The sequence below is a fragment of the Staphylococcus saprophyticus subsp. saprophyticus ATCC 15305 = NCTC 7292 genome (assembly GCF_000010125.1).
Classification (GTDB): domain Bacteria; phylum Bacillota; class Bacilli; order Staphylococcales; family Staphylococcaceae; genus Staphylococcus; species Staphylococcus saprophyticus.
Window position 1 is genome coordinate 921,708 of the sequence record NC_007350.1, and the last position, 20,740, is coordinate 942,447.

General features: G+C 32.4%; 23 protein-coding genes. 17 read left to right on the plus strand and 6 right to left on the minus strand.

Translation table 11 applies throughout. The features are described from left to right. Window positions 1-8: 8 nt before the first annotated feature. The 5 genes from gatB to dinB all read left to right on the plus strand — a co-directional run bounded on the left by gatB (window position 9) and on the right by dinB (window position 6,011). Window positions 9-1,436, plus strand: a complete 1,428-nt coding sequence (gatB, locus tag SSP_RS04425; RefSeq protein WP_011302768.1) for an Asp-tRNA(Asn)/Glu-tRNA(Gln) amidotransferase subunit GatB — start codon at window positions 9-11, stop codon at window positions 1,434-1,436. 158 nt (window positions 1,437-1,594) lie between these two features. Beyond that, window positions 1,595-2,512, plus strand: coding sequence for a diacylglycerol kinase (locus tag SSP_RS04430; RefSeq protein WP_002482831.1), 918 nt, complete (start codon window positions 1,595-1,597; stop codon window positions 2,510-2,512). Between the two features lie 85 nt (window positions 2,513-2,597). Further along, window positions 2,598-3,959: a 23S rRNA (uracil(1939)-C(5))-methyltransferase RlmD gene (gene rlmD, locus SSP_RS04435; protein ID WP_011302769.1), complete on the plus strand. Its 1,362-nt coding sequence runs from the start codon at window positions 2,598-2,600 to the stop codon at window positions 3,957-3,959. Window positions 3,960-4,183: 224 nt separating this feature from the next. After that, on the plus strand, window positions 4,184-4,744 hold the full coding sequence (locus SSP_RS04440; protein ID WP_011302770.1) for a DUF3267 domain-containing protein: 561 nt from the start codon (window positions 4,184-4,186) through the stop codon (window positions 4,742-4,744). A gap of 196 nt (window positions 4,745-4,940) precedes the next feature. Continuing rightward, on the plus strand, window positions 4,941-6,011 hold the full coding sequence (gene dinB / locus SSP_RS04445) for a DNA polymerase IV (RefSeq protein WP_011302771.1): 1,071 nt from the start codon (window positions 4,941-4,943) through the stop codon (window positions 6,009-6,011). A 61-nt stretch (window positions 6,012-6,072) separates the two neighbouring features. Here the strand turns inward: dinB and SSP_RS04450 are convergent, their stop codons facing one another. Both SSP_RS04450 and SSP_RS04455 read right to left on the minus strand, forming a co-directional pair. After that, a complete protein-coding gene (locus SSP_RS04450) occupies window positions 6,073-6,627 on the minus strand; it encodes a 3'-5' exonuclease (protein WP_011302772.1) in 555 nt (184 codons plus the stop codon). Window positions 6,628-6,798: 171 nt separating this feature from the next. Further along, window positions 6,799-7,302, minus strand: a complete 504-nt coding sequence (locus SSP_RS04455) for a ferritin (protein WP_011302773.1) — start codon at window positions 7,300-7,302, stop codon at window positions 6,799-6,801. Between the two features lie 166 nt (window positions 7,303-7,468). Between SSP_RS04455 and SSP_RS04460 the strand changes: the two genes are divergently transcribed. From SSP_RS04460 to SSP_RS04480, 4 genes are all read left to right on the plus strand, one after another. Next, the gene (locus SSP_RS04460; protein ID WP_011302774.1) at window positions 7,469-8,788 is read left to right on the plus strand and encodes a Mur ligase family protein; all 1,320 of its coding nucleotides are present in this window, start codon (window positions 7,469-7,471) and stop codon (window positions 8,786-8,788) included. Then, entirely contained in the window at window positions 8,785-9,504 is a 720-nt protein-coding gene (locus tag SSP_RS04465; protein WP_002482838.1) for a type 1 glutamine amidotransferase, read from the plus strand. The genes SSP_RS04460 and SSP_RS04465 overlap by 4 nt, the downstream gene beginning before the upstream one ends. 323 nt (window positions 9,505-9,827) lie before the next feature. Further along, window positions 9,828-10,133 (plus strand): helix-turn-helix domain-containing protein, encoded by a 306-nt coding sequence (locus SSP_RS12960; protein ID WP_011302776.1) that lies wholly within the window; start codon window positions 9,828-9,830, stop codon window positions 10,131-10,133. A gap of 5 nt (window positions 10,134-10,138) precedes the next feature. Continuing rightward, a complete protein-coding gene (locus tag SSP_RS04480; protein WP_075345165.1) occupies window positions 10,139-11,002 on the plus strand; it encodes an IS3 family transposase in 864 nt (287 codons plus the stop codon). Between the two features lie 77 nt (window positions 11,003-11,079). Here SSP_RS04480 and SSP_RS04485 read toward each other — a convergent pair whose 3' ends face one another. Next, window positions 11,080-12,066 carry an FUSC family protein gene (locus tag SSP_RS04485; protein WP_002482841.1) on the minus strand — a complete coding sequence of 329 codons (987 nt, stop codon included), beginning with the start codon at window positions 12,064-12,066 and terminating at the stop codon, window positions 11,080-11,082. A gap of 174 nt (window positions 12,067-12,240) precedes the next feature. Here SSP_RS04485 and map point away from each other — a divergent pair, with 174 nt between their 5' ends. The 5 genes from map to SSP_RS04510 all read left to right on the plus strand — a co-directional run bounded on the left by map (window position 12,241) and on the right by SSP_RS04510 (window position 15,860). Further along, complete coding sequence (gene map / locus SSP_RS04490) at window positions 12,241-12,993, plus strand: type I methionyl aminopeptidase (RefSeq protein WP_011302778.1); 753 nt, start codon at window positions 12,241-12,243, stop codon at window positions 12,991-12,993. 103 nt (window positions 12,994-13,096) lie between these two features. Then, window positions 13,097-13,483 carry a hypothetical protein gene (locus SSP_RS04495; RefSeq protein WP_011302779.1) on the plus strand — a complete coding sequence of 129 codons (387 nt, stop codon included), beginning with the start codon at window positions 13,097-13,099 and terminating at the stop codon, window positions 13,481-13,483. Between the two features lie 16 nt (window positions 13,484-13,499). Next, on the plus strand, window positions 13,500-14,201 hold the full coding sequence (liaF, locus tag SSP_RS04500) for a cell wall-active antibiotics response protein VraT (RefSeq protein ID WP_011302780.1): 702 nt from the start codon (window positions 13,500-13,502) through the stop codon (window positions 14,199-14,201). Continuing rightward, entirely contained in the window at window positions 14,198-15,241 is a 1,044-nt protein-coding gene (locus tag SSP_RS04505) for a sensor histidine kinase VraS (RefSeq protein WP_011302781.1), read from the plus strand. The genes liaF and SSP_RS04505 overlap by 4 nt, the downstream gene beginning before the upstream one ends. Next, window positions 15,231-15,860, plus strand: coding sequence for a response regulator transcription factor VraR (locus SSP_RS04510; RefSeq protein ID WP_002482846.1), 630 nt, complete (start codon window positions 15,231-15,233; stop codon window positions 15,858-15,860). Before SSP_RS04505 ends, SSP_RS04510 begins: the two co-directional genes overlap by 11 nt. A gap of 156 nt (window positions 15,861-16,016) precedes the next feature. Here SSP_RS04510 and SSP_RS04515 read toward each other — a convergent pair whose 3' ends face one another. From SSP_RS04515 to SSP_RS04525, 3 genes are all read right to left on the minus strand, one after another. Next, complete coding sequence (locus SSP_RS04515; protein WP_011302782.1) at window positions 16,017-17,189, minus strand: YihY/virulence factor BrkB family protein; 1,173 nt, start codon at window positions 17,187-17,189, stop codon at window positions 16,017-16,019. 411 nt (window positions 17,190-17,600) lie between these two features. Then, complete coding sequence (locus SSP_RS04520; protein ID WP_002482848.1) at window positions 17,601-17,885, minus strand: hypothetical protein; 285 nt, start codon at window positions 17,883-17,885, stop codon at window positions 17,601-17,603. A gap of 6 nt (window positions 17,886-17,891) precedes the next feature. Then, window positions 17,892-18,356 (minus strand): low molecular weight protein-tyrosine-phosphatase, encoded by a 465-nt coding sequence (locus tag SSP_RS04525; protein ID WP_011302783.1) that lies wholly within the window; start codon window positions 18,354-18,356, stop codon window positions 17,892-17,894. A gap of 134 nt (window positions 18,357-18,490) precedes the next feature. On the opposite strand from SSP_RS04525, the gene SSP_RS04530 reads away from it, so the two are divergent. From SSP_RS04530 to SSP_RS04540, 3 genes are all read left to right on the plus strand, one after another. Then, window positions 18,491-18,694 (plus strand): DUF1128 family protein, encoded by a 204-nt coding sequence (locus tag SSP_RS04530; RefSeq protein ID WP_002482850.1) that lies wholly within the window; start codon window positions 18,491-18,493, stop codon window positions 18,692-18,694. A 13-nt stretch (window positions 18,695-18,707) separates the two neighbouring features. Beyond that, on the plus strand, window positions 18,708-19,946 hold the full coding sequence (locus tag SSP_RS04535; protein ID WP_011302784.1) for an aminopeptidase: 1,239 nt from the start codon (window positions 18,708-18,710) through the stop codon (window positions 19,944-19,946). 213 nt (window positions 19,947-20,159) lie between these two features. After that, complete coding sequence (locus SSP_RS04540) at window positions 20,160-20,681, plus strand: acyl-CoA thioesterase (protein WP_011302785.1); 522 nt, start codon at window positions 20,160-20,162, stop codon at window positions 20,679-20,681. Window positions 20,682-20,740 lie beyond the last annotated feature (59 nt).

Consider the following 20,740-nt stretch of genomic DNA (forward strand, 5'->3'; position numbering starts at 1 on the left):
TGGAAATCATGCATTTTGAAACAGTTATCGGACTAGAAGTCCACGTTGAGTTAAAAACAGATTCTAAAATGTTTTCTCCAGCGCCAGCGCATTTTGGAGCAAAACCGAACTCAAACACAAATGTTATCGACCTAGCATATCCAGGTGTATTACCAGTTGTAAACAGACGTGCTGTTGATTGGGCCATGAGAGCTTCAATGGCATTGAACATGGAAATTGCTACAGAATCTAAATTTGACCGTAAAAACTATTTTTATCCAGATAATCCAAAAGCTTATCAAATTTCACAATTTGATCAACCAATTGGTGAAAATGGTTATATCGATATCGAGGTTGATGGTGAAACAAAACGCATTGGTATTACGCGTTTACACATGGAAGAAGATGCTGGTAAATCAACACATAAAGATGGTTATTCTTTAGTTGATTTAAATAGACAAGGTACACCATTAATTGAAATCGTATCGGAACCAGATATTCGCTCTCCTCAAGAAGCATACGCATACCTAGAAAAACTACGTTCAATCATTCAATATACAGGCGTTTCAGATTGTAAGATGGAAGAAGGTTCATTACGTTGTGATGCCAACATTTCATTACGTCCGTATGGTCAAGAAGAATTTGGTACAAAAGCTGAGTTGAAAAACTTAAACTCCTTTACATATGTTCGTAAAGGTCTTGAATACGAAGAAAAACGTCAAGAAGAAGAATTGTTAAATGGTGGAGAAATTTTACAAGAAACACGTCGATTTGACGAGTCTAATGGTAAGACATTATTAATGCGTGTTAAAGAAGGATCTGACGATTACCGTTATTTCCCAGAACCAGATATTGTACCTTTATATGTAGATGAAGAATGGAAAGAACGCGTTCGTCAAACGATTCCTGAATTACCTGATGAAAGAAAAGAAAAGTATGTAAATCAATATGGTTTACCTGCCTACGATGCACACGTACTTACACTGACAAAAGAAATGTCTGATTTCTTCGAAGGTGCAGTTGCAGAAGGTGCAGATGTTAAGTTGACATCTAACTGGTTAATGGGTGGCGTAAACGAATATCTAAATAAAAATCAAATTGATTTATTAGATACTAAGTTAACACCAGAAAACTTAGCGGGTATGATTAAATTAATTGAAGATGGCACAATGAGTAGTAAAATAGCTAAAAAAGTATTCCCTGAACTAGCTGAAAATGGCGGGGATGCAAAACAAATTATGGAAGATAAAGGCTTAGTGCAGATTTCTGACGAAGCAACATTGCTTAAATTTGTAAATGAAGCATTGGATAATAACGAGCAATCTATTGAAGACTATAAGAATGGTAAAGGTAAGGCTATGGGCTTCTTAGTTGGACAAATTATGAAAGCTTCTAAAGGCCAAGCTAATCCACAGTTAGTTAACCAATTGTTAAAACAAGAATTGGATAAACGATAATTCAATATATCTAGACCCTGTAGCTCAAATTATGCTACAGGGTCTTTTAAATGCGATGTGCCTTAAATATTTTCTTTGGAATTTAACCTAAAATGCTTTTAACATCTATGTAAATCATATAATATAGGTATTGAGTATATGAAGTAGAGGGATAAATTATGAGAAAAAGAGCTAGAATCATTTATAATCCAACATCTGGAAAGGAATTATTTAAACGCACATTACCAGATGTTTTAATTAAATTAGAAAAAGCTGGATTTGAAACAAGCGCATATGCCACAGAAAAAGTAGGCGACGCAACTACAGAAGCAGCACGTAGTTTAGAACAAAATTACGATGTACTGATTGCAGCTGGTGGAGATGGTACTTTAAATGAAGTCATAAATGGCATTGCTGAAAAGCCAAATAGACCAAGTTTAGGTATTATACCGATGGGCACTGTGAATGATTTTGGTCGTGCATTACATTTACCCACAGATATCATGAGTGCGATAGATGTCATTATTGAGGGACATATGACACGTGTGGATATTGGTAAGATGAATAGTCGTTATTTTATTAACTTAGCTGCAGGTGGACAACTAACTCAAGTATCATACGAAACTCCGAGTAAGTTGAAATCCATTGTAGGACCATTCGCGTATTATATCAAAGGTTTTGAAATGTTACCTCAAATGAAAGCCGTGGATATTCGTATTGAATATGATGACGAAGTATTCCAAGGAGAAGCCTTGTTATTCTTACTAGGGCTTACGAATTCAATGGCTGGGTTTGAAAAATTAGTCCCCGATGCTAAATTGGATGATGGTTACTTTACATTAATTATCGTTGAAAAAGCTAACTTAGCTGAATTAGGCCACATTATGACGTTAGCATCAAGAGGTGAACATACCAAGCATCCTAAAGTACATTACAAGAAGGCCAAATCTATTAGCGTTTCATCATTCACCGATATGCAATTAAATGTAGATGGTGAATATGGAGGCAAATTACCTGGTAATTTTTTAAACTTGAAACAACATATTGAAGTATTCACACCAAATGATATTAAAAATGAAGAAATTATAGAACAATGATACAAATAAAAATACGATTTAGATTAAACTACGAGGTTAGGTCAGTCAACATACATCCTAACCTCTTTTAGTGTGGGGTGAAGTAATGAATGCGATACAAAAAAATGAAGTAATTGAAGGAACAGTGATAGATTTAACACATGAAGGTCATGGTGTTGTGAAATTTGATCGTTATCCAATTTTTGTGCCCAATGCACTCATTAATGAAGTGATAGCGTTTAAAGTAATCAAAGTGAAAAAGAACTTCGCAATTGGTAAGCTGGTTGAAATTAAAGAAAAAAGCACTGATCGAGTAGAACCACCGTGTATATATTATTATAAATGTGGTGGTTGTCAGTTGCAGCACATGACATATCAAGCGCAGTTAAATATGAAAAAAGAACAAGTTGTGAATTTATTTCAACGTAAAGCTGGATTTAAAGATACAATCATTCATGACACGATTGGTATGGAAAATCCTTGGTACTACAGAAATAAATCACAAATTCCAGTGGGTAAAAACAATGAGAATAAAGTTATAACAGGATTTTATCGTCAACGTAGCCACGATATTATTAATATGGATGAATGTTTGATTCAAGACCAACTACACCAAGAAGTTATAAATAAATTAAAAGCGTGGTTCAATGAACTAAACATCAGTGTTTATAATGAGCGTAAAAAGCAAGGCATGATGCGTCATGTTGTAATAAGAACAGGGCATCATTCTAGAGAACTCATGGTCATTTTTGTAACAAATGGCAAAAAATTTAAACAAGGTGACATCCTAACAGAACGTTTAAAACAACATTTTCCAGCAATTGTGAGTATTAAACAAAATGTAAATGATACACATTCCAACGTTATAATGGGACAAAATTCATATACACTTTATGGTAAAGATGAGATTGTCGATATGTTGTCAGATGTCACATTTAAAATTAATGACCAATCATTTTATCAAATTAATTCTATCCAAACAGAAAAACTATATCAACGTGCTATAGATTATGCTGAGCTACAGGGAGAAGAAACAGTGTTGGATACTTATTGCGGTATTGGTACCATTGGTTTATATATGGCTCCCAAAGCAAAACATGTCTATGGTGTTGAGGTTGTGCCAGAAGCCATTACAGATGCTCAACAAAATGCGACTATAAACCAATTTGAAAATACTACTTTTGTCTGTGGTAAGGCAGAAGAAGTTATCTTAAAATGGAAATCAGAAGGAATAAGACCAGATGTTGTAATGGTTGATCCACCTAGAAAGGGTTGTGACGAAACATTTTTGAAGACATTATTAGAGCTAAATCCTCAAAAAATTGTCTACATATCATGTAACCCATCAACGCAACAGCGTGATGCACAATTATTAGCAAACCAATATAAGTTAACACAAATTACACCGGTTGATATGTTTCCGCATACGACACATGTTGAAACAGTGGCACAATTTGAACGTATATAAAGCATTGATGTAAAGACTGTATTACTTATAATTAAATACGTTTTGTATATATGACTTGTGTAAAAATAATTAATAATTTGTTTGCTAAACATTGCAAAATATTGCAAAATGAGTAAGTTTGTTAAAATTCAATTACAAGCAACTTACTTTCACTTTACCCCCTTTCATAGTGGTGATAATCGTTGTATACTCTAGTTAATAACGAGTGACGAGGAGGGCGTCTAATGTTTAAAATTGATTTGTTTTCTAATAAAAAAGCAGTTGAAGGTTTTATTTTATTTCAATTAACTATTGTGATGATTAGCATTTTGATTTCTTATAAAATGGCATATTCTATGACCCATATTATAGAACAAAACATAATTTTTAATATTATTTTTGGTATTGTTGGTTTTGCAGTAGTGTATTTCTTACATGAATTTATTCATAATATAATGTTCAGAGTAATGTCAAAAGGTAATAAACCTACATATCGTATTAAATCAGGTTTGATTACAACACATATGCCAAATGTTTATTTTAAAAAATGGCAATACATGACAATTATGTTAGCCCCTTTAGTCATTATCACAAGCGTATTATTAGTAATATTTTCGTATTTTGCTTACTCATCTATTATCTTTATTGCATGTTTTCACATAGGATATTGCGTAATGGATATGTATTTCCTTACAGGTTTATTAAATAAACATGTACAACTTATTGAAGATACAGAAGAAGGGATTAAATTTTATACACAAGCGCCTGCCCCTGCTCAAGAATTTCGAACTGAATTGAAATCATAAAATGATAAATGTAACTTTGATAAAGGATCAGCTCCGTTTGAGTAAATGATCATTTGAATATTAAATTCAAACTGATTCACTTAAACGTGTACTGTTCCTTTTTTTTATTGAGCAAATTCAAAGAAAAATGATGATGGAGGATGTAAGATAAAAACAACACAATTATAAATTATATCGAATACAGGAGGTGAGGGCATTGTCAGAAAGACGGATTATACATGTGGATATGGACTACTTTTTCGCACAAGTAGAAATGAGGGATAACCCTAAACTAAAAGGAAAACCTGTCATTGTTGGTGGTAAAGCTAGTGGAAGAGGGGTCGTATCAACGGCATCATATGAGGCAAGACAATATGGTGTACATTCTGCGATGCCCACTGCACAAGCGCATAAATTATGTCCTAACGGGTACTATGTGACGCCAAGATTCGAAGCTTATAAAACTGCATCGGAAAAGATTATGAATATATTTAAAAGTTATACAGAGGTTGTTGAACCTTTGTCTTTGGATGAAGCATATTTGGATATCACACATCTTGTCAGACCTGATTTACCAGCCTCTCGAATCGCTCAATATATCAGGAGAGATATTTATGAAGCTACAATGCTTACTTCGTCAGCAGGTGTATCATATAATAAATTTTTAGCTAAATTAGCAAGTGGTATGAACAAGCCCAACGGTTTAACAGTTATTGACTATAGAAATGTTCATGATATTTTAATGGGCTTAGATATTGGAGATTTTCCTGGTGTTGGTAAAGCTTCAAAACAAAAAATGCATCAAGAAGCGATTTATACAGGACAAGATTTATATAATCAAAGTGAACGGGACCTTATTAGACTATTTGGTAAGCGTGGACATGGCTTGTACAATAAAGCGAGGGGTATAGATCATAATCCAGTAAAGCCTACTAGAATCAGGAAATCTGTTGGTACAGAACGAACATTTGCCACAGATATGAATGATGATGAAGAAATTTTACAAAAAATTTGGGAATTAAGTAATAAAACAGCAGAACGTCTAGCTAAATTACAAAAATCTGGAAAAACAGTAACAGTAAAAATTAAAACATTTAAGTTTGAATCTTTGTCGAAACAACGTAGTCTTAGAGACCCGGTTCGCTCAGAAACTGACATATACAATATTGCTTATGATTTATATACAGAATTAAAAAATCCTGAAACGCCTATTCGTCTTGTAGGGGTGACTGTTGGTAATCTTGAAAAAGCGACATATGAAAATATGACAATATACGATTATATTTAATTAAGATAGAAAATGATTTATAGTAGATAAGCTATTTTACAGACATATCAAGGAAATAGAATTAATCTTTATCTTTTAAATCCTTGCCGTAGATATTTAACATACTAGGTAAATCATCATAATGTTTTAAGAGACGGAACGTAATCATAGCGCATGCTTTAGCATCATTGAGCGCATCATGATGTCCATGAAAATCTAAATTATAATATTGCATCATGTAATTTAAACCATAGCGATGATTTTCTACTGTTCTTCTTGAAAGTTGTAAAGAGCAAAAGTAAGTCATGTTAGGGGTATCAAAACCAAAAGCACTAATACTTTCGTGTAGAACGTTCATATCAAATGCTGCATTGTGTGCAACGACGGGTAAATCGCCGATAAATTGCAACATATAGGGATATACTGTTTGAAATGTAGGCGCATCTTCAACTTGTTCAGGATGTATGCTGTGTACTGCGATATTTTGTTGTGAGAAATAGTCATTAGGGTTAACAAGTGTATAGAAAGATTCTGTTATCTGGTGGTTGACTACTTTAACCATACCAACAGCACAAATACTTGTACGTTTACCGTTGGCAGTTTCAAAATCTAAAGCTATAAATGCATCGTTACTCATGGAGCAAGTTCCCTTTCTATAATGGAATATGTTATGACTTTATAGAATAAATGAAAAACAGTCAAGTTAATGAAATTGAACTAACATTTACTACCTAATCAAAAAAGTCTGGGACATTTATTGATGTCCCAGACTTTTCTGATATATAAATTCGTGAGTATTACCTATTAATTATTCTGATTCATCAAATGAACGTGCAGCTAACTCTTTTTCATAAAGGTAAAGTGTATTACTATCATCACCAATACGATTTAAGTAATCGATATGCGTTTCAAACATAGCTTCTTCTTCAACTTGCTCGTCTAAGAACCAATTTAAGAATGAAATCGTAGCATAATCTTTATCTTTGTTAGCTAAATCTGATAAATTATAGAATCTATGTGTAACGTCTTGTTCTTGAGCCAAACCATCTTCAAACGTTTCTAAGATGCTGCTGAACTCTGTTTTTGGTGCAGGAATTGCTGTAAATAAAGCATGTTCTCCACGATCGTTAATATAGTCATATATTTTTTTACCATGGAATCTTTCTTCTTTAGCTTGTTGAATATAAAAATTTGCAAAACCTTCGTAAGAATTGTCGTCACAAAAGGCAGCCATAGCCATATAAGCGTGAGCAGCATAAAATTCATGATTCATTTGTTCATTTAAAGCATCTAATAGTTCTTTGTTTAACATAATTAATAAGCCTCCTATACTTTTTTTCAGTATAGCAAAACTAGACTTAGTAGTAAATTATACGCTACTTTATTTGAAAAAGACTCATGTAAATTGGGTTGAGAATTGTTTGGAATACAACATAATCGTGTTATAATATTTGAGTGAAGAGTAGAGGAGGAGCTAAATGAGATACTGGACTGCAACCCGCTTAGCAAAATTGGCAAGGCAAGCAAGTAAAGCTGCTGGCAAAAAAGGCACAGACTTGCCCGGTCAAGTAGCTAGAAGAGTAGATAAAAATATATTAAGAAAGTTAGCATCTCAAGTTGATGAGATTGTTTTTATAAGTGGTACGAATGGGAAAACAACCACTTCAAACCTAATCGGTCATACATTAAAAGCTAATGATATAGAAATCATACATAATAATGAAGGCGCAAATATGGCTGCAGGTATTACATCTGCTTTTATTTTGCAAAATAAGAAAAATACAAAAATCGCAGTCATTGAAATTGACGAGGGCTCTATTCCGAGAGTGCTTAACGAAGTAACACCAACGATGATGGTTGTTACGAATTTCTTCCGAGATCAAATGGACCGTTTTGGTGAAATTGATATTATGGTTAATAACATAGCAAAGGCGATTAATAATAAGGGCATTAAATTATTATTGAATGCAGATGATCCATTTGTGAGTAGGTTGAAAATTGCGAGTGACACGGTTGTTTACTATGGCATGAAGGCACACGCACACGAATTTGAACAAAGTACAATGAATGAAAGCCGTTATTGTCCAAACTGCGGACGTTTACTCCATTATGACTATATCCAATATAACCAAATTGGTCATTATCACTGTGAATGTGGTTTTAAACGTGAGGATACACAATATGAAGTATCCTCATTTACACTGACACCGTTTATAAACTTAAATATTGGTTCTAAAACGTTTAATATGAAAATAGCTGGTGATTTTAATGCTTATAACGCGATTGCTGCATATTCTGTATTAAGAGAGTTAGGCATTAATGATGACGGCATCAGAAAAGGTTTTGAAACGTATACATCAGACAACGGCCGTATGCAATATTTTAAACAAGATAGCAAAGAAGCTATGATAAACTTAGCCAAAAATCCTGCAGGGATGAACGCAAGTCTCTCAGTAGGTGAACAATTAAGCGGTAGTAAGGTTTACCTTATCAGTTTAAATGATAATGCTGCAGATGGTAGAGATACATCGTGGATATATGATGCAGATTTTGAAAAATTAACAAGACAACAAATAGAGACAATTATTGTTACAGGAACTAGAGCAGAAGAACTTCAATTAAGATTAAAATTGGCTGGTGTTACAGTACCTGTTATCTTAGAGCGCGATATTTACAAAGCGACTGCTAAATCTATGGAATATAAAGAGAGCTTTACTGTAGCAATTCCAAATTATTCTTCGCTCGCACCTATGTTAGAACAATTAAACCACTCTTTTGAGGAGGTCAAAGCGAAATGAATGAATTAACTGTTTATCATTTTATGCCTGATAAATTAAATTTATATAGTGATATTGGTAATATCATTGCGTTAAGACAACGTGCTAAATTGAGGAATATCCAATTAAATGTAGTTGATATCAATGAAACAGAAGGTATCACGCTAGATAACTGTGATATATTTTTCATTGGTGGTGGCAGTGATAGAGAACAAGCCTTGGCTACGAAAGAATTAAGCAAAATAAAAACGGTATTGAAAGATGCCATTGAAGAAGGCATGCCCGGTCTGACAATTTGTGGTGGGTATCAGTTCTTGGGGAGTAAATACATTACACCAGATGGTACAGAATTAGCTGGTTTAAATATTTTAGACTTTTATACTGAGTCACAAACAAATCGTCTTACAGGCGATATTGTGATTGAAAGTAAAACTTTTGGAACAATAGTTGGTTTTGAAAATCATGGTGGCCGTACATATCATAAATTTGGTACTTTAGGTCACGTTACACATGGATATGGAAATAATGATGAAGATGCAAAAGAAGGTATTCATTATAAAAATCTATTAGGTACATATTTACATGGTCCAATTTTACCAAAAAACCATGAAATTACTGATTATTTATTAGAAAAAGCATGTGAACGTAAAGGCATTGCTTTTGAGCCTAAACAAGTAGATAATACTGAAGAAGAAGCTGCTAAACAAGTTATTGTTGATCGCGTAGCTAAAAATTAAATTATAAAAAAGCACACTCGTAAAGCGATATGAATTTGATGTGCACCCCAAAAGTTGGACTAAAAATCTAACTTTTAGGGGTGTATTTTTTATGGGCAAACATTACAAATATGAATTTAAATTAAAGGTAGTTCAAGAATATTTGAATAGTTTATTAGGTTATAGAGCATTAACAAAGAAATATGAAATATCGATAAAAGTTTAATCGAAAGGTGGGTTACACAATATAAAGAATTTGGACCCGAAGGGTTAAGTAAACGATTGAAAATAAAGTTTATACTAGAGAATTTAAGCTATATGTTTTAAGATTTAGACAAGAAAACATGTTGTCTTATCGAGAAACAGCAAGCCATTTTAAAATAAGTAATAGCGCCATGATATGTGCTTGGCAACGTATATTTGAAGAGAAAGGTATCCTCGGACTAAACAACAATCGGAAAGGACGTCCAAATAAAATGGATAAAAAACATTCGAAAGTAAAGTCTAAATCAACCGAATTAAAAGAAAGTGAACGCGAGGAATTAGAAAGACTAAGAAATGAAAATGAGATATTAAAAGCAGGTATAGCTTATCAAAAAAAGTTACAAGCCTTGACTCAAAATTACGAAACAAAACATTCGAAAAGGTAAAAATCATAAAAGTATTACATGAAACATTAAATTTTGGGCTCAGTCTATTATTTAAAGTTTCAAAAGTAGCTAAATCTGTTTATTACTATTGGCTAGAACGTTTTAAACAACCAAATAAAGATAAAGAATTAATTGAAACTATTAAAGCGATATGTGAAGAATGTGGATATATCTATGGCTATAGAAGAGTTACTCAATCCTTATCAAATAAAGGTATTAAAGTGAATCATAAAAAGGTAAGAAAGTTAATGAAAAAATTAAAACTCACTTGTACAAAATTTACACATAGAGGACGTAAGTATAAATCTTACAAAGGAAATGTAGGCAAAATAGCAAAACATTTATTAAAACGACGTTTTAATACGAATCGCCCTTATCAAAAAGTAGTGACTGATATTACAGAATTTAAGTTAAATAATGGATCAAAATTATATTTATCTGCATATATTGATTTATATAGTTCAGAAATTATGAGCTATAGTATTTCAAGTCACCCAACACTAGATATGGCTATCAATCCACTAAAAGAACTTTTAAATAAATGTCCAAATGTTAATTATCGATTAACTATACATTCAGATCAAGGTTGGCATTATCAAAATGCGAAATACGTAAATATTTTAAAAGAAAATAAAGTGTTTCAAAGTATGTCAAGAAAGGGAAATTGTCTCGATAATTCAGTTATGGAAAACTTTTTTGGATTATTGAAGCAAGAAATGTTTTATGGAGAAAAATTTGGTCATTTTTATCAATTGGAGCTAGCTATTCAAAACTATATTATTTTTTATAATGATGAAAGAATTAAATCAAAATTAAAAGGCTTGTCTCCTAAAAATTTTAGGAAACAAACCTTTGAAATATTACACTAAACCAAAGTACAACTTTTGGGGTTCAGTACAATATATGCTTATACGAGTGTGCTTTTTATTTAAGAATAAATTTAGATTTATGCAAAACGATGATCTAATATGCGATAAATCAATAGAATTTCATAAATGACATGACTTTTAAGTTGATTGCTATCAAACTCATCTAAACCTTTCACAGACATTTTTAGTAAAGAGGCATGTTGTTTCTTACGCTCGAAGTGTCCAGTCGAATATATATTGTTTATACTTTGTGCGATACTTAAAATCGCCAATTTTTCATCGTTTGTAAAAGTAATTATCGTATCTTTCGGTAAATAAACTAAATTAGATAAATGGGTAATAAACAACCTATTAGTATGCGCGCGCGTAGTTAGTGCTTTAAGTTGAATCCATTCTGAATCATGGTGTTTGTGATAGCTTAGTTCATCTTTTTGATAAGAAAGTAAGGTTTCCACTTTTTGATTTAAATCGATTAATTGATTTAATTGACGATAAGGCGCGCCTTTTGTAAATTTACCAAGTAATAATTGACGCATACGTAATTCAAAGAGTTCGTACATTTTTGATTCAGTCAAATTAATAGATGATTCAACTTGATCATAATATTTTGGAGGTAAAATAATAAAGTTTACTAATCCAGCTGTTACGAGTCCGATGATAGCAGTTAATAATCTAGAAAAGAAATTAAAGAAATAGGCTTCATGAATACCTGGAATCATAGCCATAGCTGTTAATGTAGCTACCGTAGTACCCACATGTAAATTAAGTTTGGTACATAGAATAATTGTGAACGTAGCGCTCAATGCATATGCGAAAGGGGATTGGTCCCCAAATATAAATGTGAATATGACTGCAAATAATGCCCCAATAATTGTTGCTGGCAAACGACGATAGCCTTTTTTTAATGAAGCTTTAGCTGTAGGTTCAATCGTCACAATAGCCGTTAATATAGCAAATATCGGATTTAAGTTTAAAGCTAAACAAAATAATGCAGTCAGGAATGTGGCTAGACCCGTTTTAATTGTACGAGCACCGATAATTTTTTTATACCAGTTATCATTCATTTAAAAACTCCTAATGTGATGTATAGTCAAATAACTGCTCAAAATGGTGAGTAGTCGTATTATTAATATCTGTGAAATGTTAAACTATAGTTGATAAAATTTTCTAATTTATTATATCAAAAAAAGTCTGCTATAATAAGAAAGAATATAAATTACAAAAAGGAACGGGATAATATGATTGTAAAAACAGAAGAAGAATTAACAGCATTAAAAGATATTGGTTATATTTGCGCGCTAGTAAGAGATGAAATGCAATCAGCAACTAAGCCAGGAATTACAACAAAAGAACTAGACGATATTGCAAAGGACTTATTTGAAAAGCATGGAGCGATATCAGCGCCAATTCATGATGAGAACTTTCCAGGTCAAACATGTATCAGTGTAAACGAAGAAGTAGCTCATGGTATACCTGGTAAACGTAAAATACGTGAAGGTGATTTAGTGAATATAGATGTGTCTGCGCTTAAAAACGGATACTATGCAGACACAGGGATTTCATTTGTTGTTGGTGAACCGGACAATCCATTAAAACAAAAAGTGTGTGATGTGGCATTAGAAGCATTCGAAGCGGCAATGACACGTGTAAAACCTGGTGCTAAATTAAGCCAAATTGGTAAAGCAGTACATGCGACTGCACGAAAAAATAACCTTACAGTAATTAAAAACCTAACAGGTCATGGCGTAGGCCAATCTCTACATGAAGCACCAAGCCATGTTATGAATTATTATGAACCTAAAGATAAAACACTATTAAAAGAAGGCACAGTAATCGCTGTTGAACCATTTATTTCTACAAAGGCAACTTTTGTAACAGAAGGTAAAAATGAATGGGCATTTGAAACAAACGATAAAAGTTTTGTTGCTCAAATTGAACATACGGTTATTGTGACAAAAGATGGACCATTATTAACTACTAAAATAGATTAATCTTGTTTCGGTCTAAAGTCCTAATATAAGATGGTTCCGGAGCCTATACCAATGGTTCCGGAAATTTTTTATAATGGAATCTAATCAATAATGAGGTGATTCTATGAATTATATTACGACTTATTTAGACAAAATGACTAAAAACACTTTTTATACAAGTTTAGTAGAATATAGACAGTATTTAGATAAAAAAATGAGAAGCATTGAAATGTACATAAAATATTTAATTGAAAGAAAAGCGTATGTTGAAAAATTAATAGACTGCTTAACTTTAACGCTAGAAAATAAATATATTGATATGATAGATGAAGATTACATTTACTGTGCTCAAGAAATAGAGCATTCTGAAATAGAAAAAATTAAAAAAGAATTAAACGAAATGGAAGCAGACTATGCGAGAATTGAATCCGATTTATCTCATCAGGCAGTTGAACGTGCAAACATTGAAACTGAATGTGATTTAATCGAACGTATCAGTTTAGTCGCTTAAAGAAAGGTGGCGAAACATGACTCATAAATATATATCCACAGAGATGCTTATCGTATTTACAGCATTAATGATTATTGCCAATTTTTATTATATTTTCTTTGAAAAAATTGGCTTTTTACTTGTGTTATTATTGGGTTGTATTTTAGTTTATGTGGGTTATATCTATTTTCATAAAGTACGTGGTTTATTAGCTTTTTGGATTGGTGCGTTATTAATAGCATTTACCTTATTATCTAATAAGTATACGATTATCATATTATTTATATTTTTAATAGTACTCATCGTTAGATATATTATTTATAAATTTAAACCTTTAAAAATTACTGCAACAGAAGAAGAAGTAGACTCACCGGAATTTATAAAACAAAAATGGTTTGGCGAGCAACGATCACCTGTATATGTTTATAAATGGGAAGATTTACAAATTCAACATGGCATTGGTGATATTCATATTGATATGTCTAAAGCAGCAAACATTAAAGAAAATAATACAATCGTTATTCGACATATCATTGGAAAAGTTCAAATCGTGGTACCACTTAACTATAATATTATATTACATTTCACAACGTTATACGGGAATGCCTATGTAAACGAAACCTCTTATAAAGTTGAGAATAATAATATTAAGGTAGTAGAAGAAACAAAAGCAGAGAACTATGCTGTAAATATTTATGTCTCATCATTTTTAGGTGATGTTGAGGTGATTTATAAATGAATCACTACTTTAGAGCGATCGGGTCCATGTTGATATTAGTATATAGTACGTTTTTTGCCATATTCTTTATTGATAAAGTGTTTGTTAATATAATGTATTTTCAAGGTATGTTTTATACTCAAATATTTGGCATACCTGTACTGCTTTTTTTAAATCTAATGGTGATTTTACTCTGTATTATTGTAGGTTCTGTCTTAGCATATAAAATCAATCAGCAAAATCATTGGTTAAAAGATCAAATTGAACGTTCAATAGAAGGTCAAACAGTGGGTATCAATGATCAAAATATTGAATTATACAACGAAACAATCGAACTATATCAAACGCTTGTGCCTTTAAATCAAGAAGTACATAAATTAAGAATGAAAACACAGAACCTGACGAATGAATCTTATAATATCAATGATGTTAAAGTTAAGAAAATTATAGAAGACGAACGCCAACGTTTAGCGCGTGAATTACATGATTCAGTTAGTCAACAATTATTCGCAGCAAGTATGATGTTATCAGCAATTAAAGAGACAGAATTGAAGGCCCCATTGGACCAACAAATACCAGTATTAGAAAAAATGATTCAAGATTCCCAATTAGAAATGAGAGCACTACTATTACACTTAAGACCTATTGGTTTGAAAGATAAATCTTTAGGTGAGGGTATTAAAGATTTAGTCGTTGATTTACAGAAAAAAGTACCAATGAAAGTGGTACATGATATTGAAGAATTCAAAGTACCAAAAGGTATCGAGGACCATTTATTCCGTATTACGCAAGAAGCCATTTCTAATACGCTAAGACATTCTAAAGGAACGAAGGTCACAATTGAATTATTTAATAGGGAAGAATATTTGTTATTGCGTATACAAGATAATGGTAAAGGGTTTAATGTAGATGATAAGGTAGAACAAAGTTATGGATTAAAAAATATGCGCGAACGTGCACTAGAAATAGGTGCAACATTTCATATCGTTTCTTTGCCTGATGCAGGTACGAGAATTGAAGTAAAGGCACCATTAAATAAGGAGGATTCAAATGCCGATTAAAGTATTATTTGTTGATGATCATGAAATGGTTCGAATAGGTATTTCTAGTTATTTATCCACACAATCAGATATAGATGTCGTAGGGGAAGGTAAGTCAGGAAAAGATGCAATCGAAAAAGCACATGAACTGAAACCGGACCTAATTTTAATGGATTTACTTATGGACGATATGGATGGTGTCGAAGCAACTGAACAAGTTAAAAAAGACTTGCCAAATATTAAAGTTGTCATGCTTACGAGTTATATTGAAGATAACGAAGTCTATCGTGCACTTGATTCCGGTGTAGATAGCTATATATTGAAAACAACAAGTGCTAGTGATATTGCTGAAGCGATTCGTAAGACTTACAATAATGAGTCAGTATTTGAAGCAGAAGTCCTAGTTAAAATGAGAAATAGGATGAAACAACGAGCTGAATTGTATGAAATGCTCACAGAACGTGAAATGGAGATTTTATTACTGATTGCTAAAGGTTACTCTAACCAAGAGATTGCCAGCGCTTCACATATTACGATTAAAACAGTGAAAACGCATGTAAGTAATATCCTAAGTAAATTAGAAGTTCAAGATAGAACTCAAGCCGTCATATATGCATTCCAGCACAATTTAATTCAATAAAGGGAATATAAATCTAGCAAGCTAAAACAAACGCGTATGGTAGACATACACGCTGTTTTAGCTTTTTAATTTTTATGCAACAATAAAAGCTTTTATATTTATTAAAATCCCCCTCAAACAATGACATCTCATTTGTTTGAGGGGGATTGGTTAATATTATCCTTTATTTTTCGATGTATCTACATCATTAACTGCTTTGTTTGATGATGTAATATCAGTATTTTCATTTTCAGAATCTTGATTATCTGCAATAGATGTATTTCTATTATGTTCGATATCGTCCAAGGTTTGTTCTTCAGGTGTTTTACCAGATACCACTTTACGTTGATGGAAGATGGCGTTGATTTCAGCACCAATGATGATGATGAAACCTGTGATGTATAACCATAACATTAAGATGATAATACCGGCAATACTACCATATGTTTTAGAATAATTAGCAAAGTTTGAAATATAAATTCCAAATAAATATGACCCACCTAAGAAGACGATTGTTGCAAATATAGCGCCTGGAATAACAGACAATAATTTAATTTTAACATTAGGAGCTAATGTGTATAACACCATGAATGCTATAAGAACAACAATTACAGGTAATACAAAACGTATTGTATCAAACAGCCATTTTACTTGATCTCCAAGGCCTAGCGGGCCGAATAGCAGATCACCAATTTGTTGCCCAAATGTAGGTAACACGAGTGCAACTGGCATAACGATAATCATGGCAAGCGTGAATAATACACTATAAAGTTTAGCAACTACAAAATTTCGGCTATCTTCAACGTCATAAGCAACATTAAAGGCATTCATTAGCGCAGTCATTCCGTTAGATGCGGACCATAATGCTGCGATTAACCCGATAGATAGTAATCCACCGCTCGCATTCTCCATAATATCACCAATTATACCTGAAACTTGAGGTGCATAATCAGATGGCACATGATCTTTTATTAAATCTCTTATCGTCGACTGTTTCACACCAACAACTGGTACGATAGAGAGTAAGAATAGTAGCATTGGGAACAATGAAAGCATGAAATAATAAGATAACTGTGCTGACAGTCCTGATGCGTCATCTTTACCAATTCTATATACAAGATATGAGAAAAAATTTGAATCTTTAGTATATTTTGCTGGTTTATTGATACGTGAAACAAAGAATGCTTGGTTATCTTTCTTAGGTGACTTAGATTTAAATTCATCAGGTGTGATGTAAGTGCGGTCGCGTTTGATTTGTTGACCGTTTGTTTCATTAGACTGTTTGTCATTTTCTTCTACACTTTTTGCCTCATTCAAAAAGTTAGAAGTTGTTTTATCTTTTTTAGACATATCTAATCTCCTTATGTATTGATATTTTTCAATATACATTTTAATATACTTTAAAATCTAGTTTAGGTAAATATGTGACGCTATTTTCTTTCGGAAAAATAGATAATTAGATTAATAAAAAAATAGCATAATGCATATGTGTATGCGTAAGTATCAAATGAATGTTAAAACCTAAGTAAATAATGAAGTGTTATTAATGTGAAAATACGGTAATGCATCATAATAATTAAAGCTACATAATATTAAGACAATGATATAAATGCATGCAACCGTTTGTAAATTCGTATATAAACACAAAATTGATATTACAAAGTAAAGTTAACATAATGATTGAGCCTGAGATATGTCATACATCCCAGGCTCTTAAATCATTTATTGAAGCTTACATTTGAAATACAAAAATAAGTAGAATTAGCCGTTTAAACGATTATTCTTACGCTCTACAAAAGTATTTTTTGCATCTTTGATTGAACGTTCTAATTCTGGATTGTTACGTCTGATTTCTTCTACAACGTCTTTCCAATATAACACTTCGTCTTTAATGTTATTGATTGCAGAAGGTTTTTGAGAACGCGTACCTTCTTTTCTGTCTTTAATAGATTGTTTTAAAGATTGACGTGTTGATTTATCAGCTAATGTTGCTGCGCCTCCAATTACGGCACCTAATAAAATTCCTGGAATGAGTTTGTTTTGCATGATGTGTTACTCCTCTCTTAAATTTGCATCTTTAATTATAAAATTGATTAAATTATCACAAGATGATTGTACCATTTTATAGACGCCTTCGAAATTATTTGTATAATAAGGATCTGGAACGTCTGTTTCAGTCATATCGCTAAACTCTAATAGTTTAAACAATTGACCTTTAATATTAGGATTAATTTGTTTGATATTATCAACGTTACTTTGATCCATTGCAATAATGTAATCAAAGTCATCGTTTGATTCAAACAGTTCACTAATCATACCATCAAAAGGTATGTCATGTTCAGATAGAATGGCTTGTGTACCTTCATGAGGTGGCTCACCTAAGTTCCATTGCCCTGTGCCTCTAGAGGTAACCTTTATATCATTTATATTTCTATCAAGTAATTTTTGTCGCATGATTGCTTCTGCCATAGGTGAACGACAAATATTTCCTAAACATACGAATGCTACTGTAATCATTTGTGTACCTCCAAATTTATATACTCCTCTTTCCCATTTTAAAGCTTTTTTAATCATTTCAAAAGGGTAATTGCCATAAAAGTTTTACAAGATAGGTAAATTTGATAAAATAAATTGAAAAAGAGGTGAATTTTGTGGCAAAAAGTATAGAACAAATGATAGAAGAAATAAGAGATAGATTAAATCTTGTGAATCAAAGTTTGATTGATCCAGATAATTATAAATCAGCAGATGAACAAGAAATTCGTGAAATTCATGAATATGTAACATCAAAAGCATCATTTACACCGAGTGAAGCATCGGCAATCGCTGATGCACTTGGTCAAATTCGTAAATAGGGGGAGTTACCATATGACAGAATTACAAGATAAACTTCAACAATATGCCGAACTATTAGTTGGTGTGGGCATGAATGTTCAAAAGGATCAACCAGTATTTATTCGCTCTAGTGTCGATGCATTAGAACTAACACATTACATAGTTGAAGCGGCATATAAACGTGGCGCTTCCGACGTTAAAGTAGAATATAGCGATGACAAGTTATCGCGTTTGAAATTTGAATATGAATCTGTTGAATTTTTTGAGAAAGACGCTGTGAAATCATATGAAGTTGAAAAACGTATGGACTATGTGAAACGTGGTGCAGCCAACTTAGCACTCATTACACAAGATCCAGATCTATTGAATGGTATTGATAGTGAAAAGTTATCGACATATCAAAGACAATATTCTACTGCTTATAAAGGTTATATGGAAGCAAGTCAAAAGAATCAATTCCCTTGGTGTGTGGCAGCATTCCCTTCAAAAGCATGGGCACAACGCGTATATCCTGACCTGACTGAAACAGAAGCATATAGTAAATTTATTGATGAAGTATTAGACATCGTGCGTGTAGATGGTAATGATCCAGTTGAAAATTGGAAAAACCATGTAGAAAATTTAAGTATTCACGCGCGTAAATTACAAGATAAAAATTATAAAGCACTGCACTACATTTCAGAAGGTACGGATTTAGTTATTGGACTACCGGAAGGACATATTTGGGAAGATGCTACGAGTTATACGAGTGAAGGCCAAGCTTTTGTTGCTAATATCCCAACTGAAGAAGTATTTACCGCACCACATCGCTTAAATGTAAATGGTCATGTCACAAATAAGTTGCCACTTAGTCATAATGGTAATATCATTGACGGCTTCACATTAACGTTCAAAGATGGTGAGGTTGTTGATTTTAAAGCTGATCAAGGCGAAGATGTATTAAGAGATTTACTAAATACCGATGAAGGTGCAAGAAGATTAGGAGAAGTCGCACTTGTACCTGATGATTCGCCAATTTCAAATCGTAACACTATTTTTTACAATACATTATTTGATGAAAATGCATCTTGTCATATTGCATTAGGTTCAGCTTATGGATTTAATGTTGAAGGTGGCACAGAAATGACTACGGAAGAAAAATTAGCGCATGGGTTGAATGACTCATTAATTCATGTAGACTTTATGATTGGAAGCCCTGATCTAACTATTTATGGAATAACACAAGATGATGAAAAAGAACTTGTATTTGAAAATGGTAATTGGTCAAAATAATGTAATGGAAACATTTTTTATTTTATAAATCAAATAAGTGCTAATAAGCGATTAAAGTAAGCATAGGTGTTAAATCATATTAAATACATTTACAAAAAATGATAAAGTCTGATGTTATTTAAATTGGGAGTGAGGATATGAAATCTATATTATGCTGATTTCGGACTCACTCCTTAGTTTATGTCATTGAGAATTGAAAAGGGAGCTAAAATTATGGGAAATGTAGCAAGCAAATCAATGTCGGAATCTAGAAGTATAAAAGAAAGACAAATATTCCCACAAGATACGAACCATCTTCACACGATGTTTGGTGGTATATTGATGGCCAATGTAGATGAGATTTCTGCTATTACGGCGACGAAGCATAGCAATTCACAAGTGGTAACTGCGTCAACAGATTCAGTCGACTTTTTAAAACCTATTAAAACAGGGGATATCATTTCTTACGAAGCAATGGTTTCGTATGCTGGTAAGTCTTCGATGGAAGTTTGTGTACAAATCATTATTGAAGATGTTGTTAAGAGCGAACGTCATTTAGCGGCACTTAGCTTTTTAACATTTGTTGCTTTAGATGAAAATGGGAAACCACAAGAAGTCCCACAAGTATATCCAGAAACACAAACAGAAAAATGGTTTCATGACACAGCACTTGCTAGGGTAAAACGTAGGAAAGAGCGCAGACAAGAAAGTAAAGAAACGATAGAATTTTTATCCAATGTACAAAATATAGAATAAAATAAAGCGAAAGTTGTACAGTTAATCACTTTAGATTAAATAACAACTTTCGCTTTTTT

What these genes read in the sequence shown, in the direction of transcription:
- gatB (WP_011302768.1), top strand. Translation starts at nt 9, where the DNA reads ATGCATTTTGAAACAGTTATCGGACTAGAAGTCCACGTTGAGTTAAAA.
- SSP_RS04430 (WP_002482831.1), top strand. Translation starts at nt 1,595, where the DNA reads ATGAGAAAAAGAGCTAGAATCATTTATAATCCAACATCTGGAAAGGAA.
- rlmD (WP_011302769.1), top strand. Translation starts at nt 2,598, where the DNA reads ATGAATGCGATACAAAAAAATGAAGTAATTGAAGGAACAGTGATAGAT.
- SSP_RS04440 (WP_011302770.1), top strand. Translation starts at nt 4,184, where the DNA reads ATGTTTAAAATTGATTTGTTTTCTAATAAAAAAGCAGTTGAAGGTTTT.
- SSP_RS04450 (WP_011302772.1), bottom strand. Translation starts at nt 6,627, where the DNA reads ATGAGTAACGATGCATTTATAGCTTTAGATTTTGAAACTGCCAACGGT.
- SSP_RS04455 (WP_011302773.1), bottom strand. Translation starts at nt 7,302, where the DNA reads ATGTTAAACAAAGAACTATTAGATGCTTTAAATGAACAAATGAATCAT.
- SSP_RS04460 (WP_011302774.1), top strand. Translation starts at nt 7,469, where the DNA reads ATGAGATACTGGACTGCAACCCGCTTAGCAAAATTGGCAAGGCAAGCA.
- SSP_RS04465 (WP_002482838.1), top strand. Translation starts at nt 8,785, where the DNA reads ATGAATGAATTAACTGTTTATCATTTTATGCCTGATAAATTAAATTTA.
- SSP_RS12960 (WP_011302776.1), top strand. Translation starts at nt 9,828, where the DNA reads ATGTTGTCTTATCGAGAAACAGCAAGCCATTTTAAAATAAGTAATAGC.
- SSP_RS04485 (WP_002482841.1), bottom strand. Translation starts at nt 12,066, where the DNA reads ATGAATGATAACTGGTATAAAAAAATTATCGGTGCTCGTACAATTAAA.
- map (WP_011302778.1), top strand. Translation starts at nt 12,241, where the DNA reads ATGATTGTAAAAACAGAAGAAGAATTAACAGCATTAAAAGATATTGGT.
- SSP_RS04495 (WP_011302779.1), top strand. Translation starts at nt 13,097, where the DNA reads ATGAATTATATTACGACTTATTTAGACAAAATGACTAAAAACACTTTT.
- liaF (WP_011302780.1), top strand. Translation starts at nt 13,500, where the DNA reads ATGACTCATAAATATATATCCACAGAGATGCTTATCGTATTTACAGCA.
- SSP_RS04505 (WP_011302781.1), top strand. Translation starts at nt 14,198, where the DNA reads ATGAATCACTACTTTAGAGCGATCGGGTCCATGTTGATATTAGTATAT.
- SSP_RS04510 (WP_002482846.1), top strand. Translation starts at nt 15,231, where the DNA reads ATGCCGATTAAAGTATTATTTGTTGATGATCATGAAATGGTTCGAATA.
- SSP_RS04515 (WP_011302782.1), bottom strand. Translation starts at nt 17,189, where the DNA reads ATGTCTAAAAAAGATAAAACAACTTCTAACTTTTTGAATGAGGCAAAA.
- SSP_RS04520 (WP_002482848.1), bottom strand. Translation starts at nt 17,885, where the DNA reads ATGCAAAACAAACTCATTCCAGGAATTTTATTAGGTGCCGTAATTGGA.
- SSP_RS04525 (WP_011302783.1), bottom strand. Translation starts at nt 18,356, where the DNA reads ATGATTACAGTAGCATTCGTATGTTTAGGAAATATTTGTCGTTCACCT.
- SSP_RS04535 (WP_011302784.1), top strand. Translation starts at nt 18,708, where the DNA reads ATGACAGAATTACAAGATAAACTTCAACAATATGCCGAACTATTAGTT.
- SSP_RS04540 (WP_011302785.1), top strand. Translation starts at nt 20,160, where the DNA reads ATGGGAAATGTAGCAAGCAAATCAATGTCGGAATCTAGAAGTATAAAA.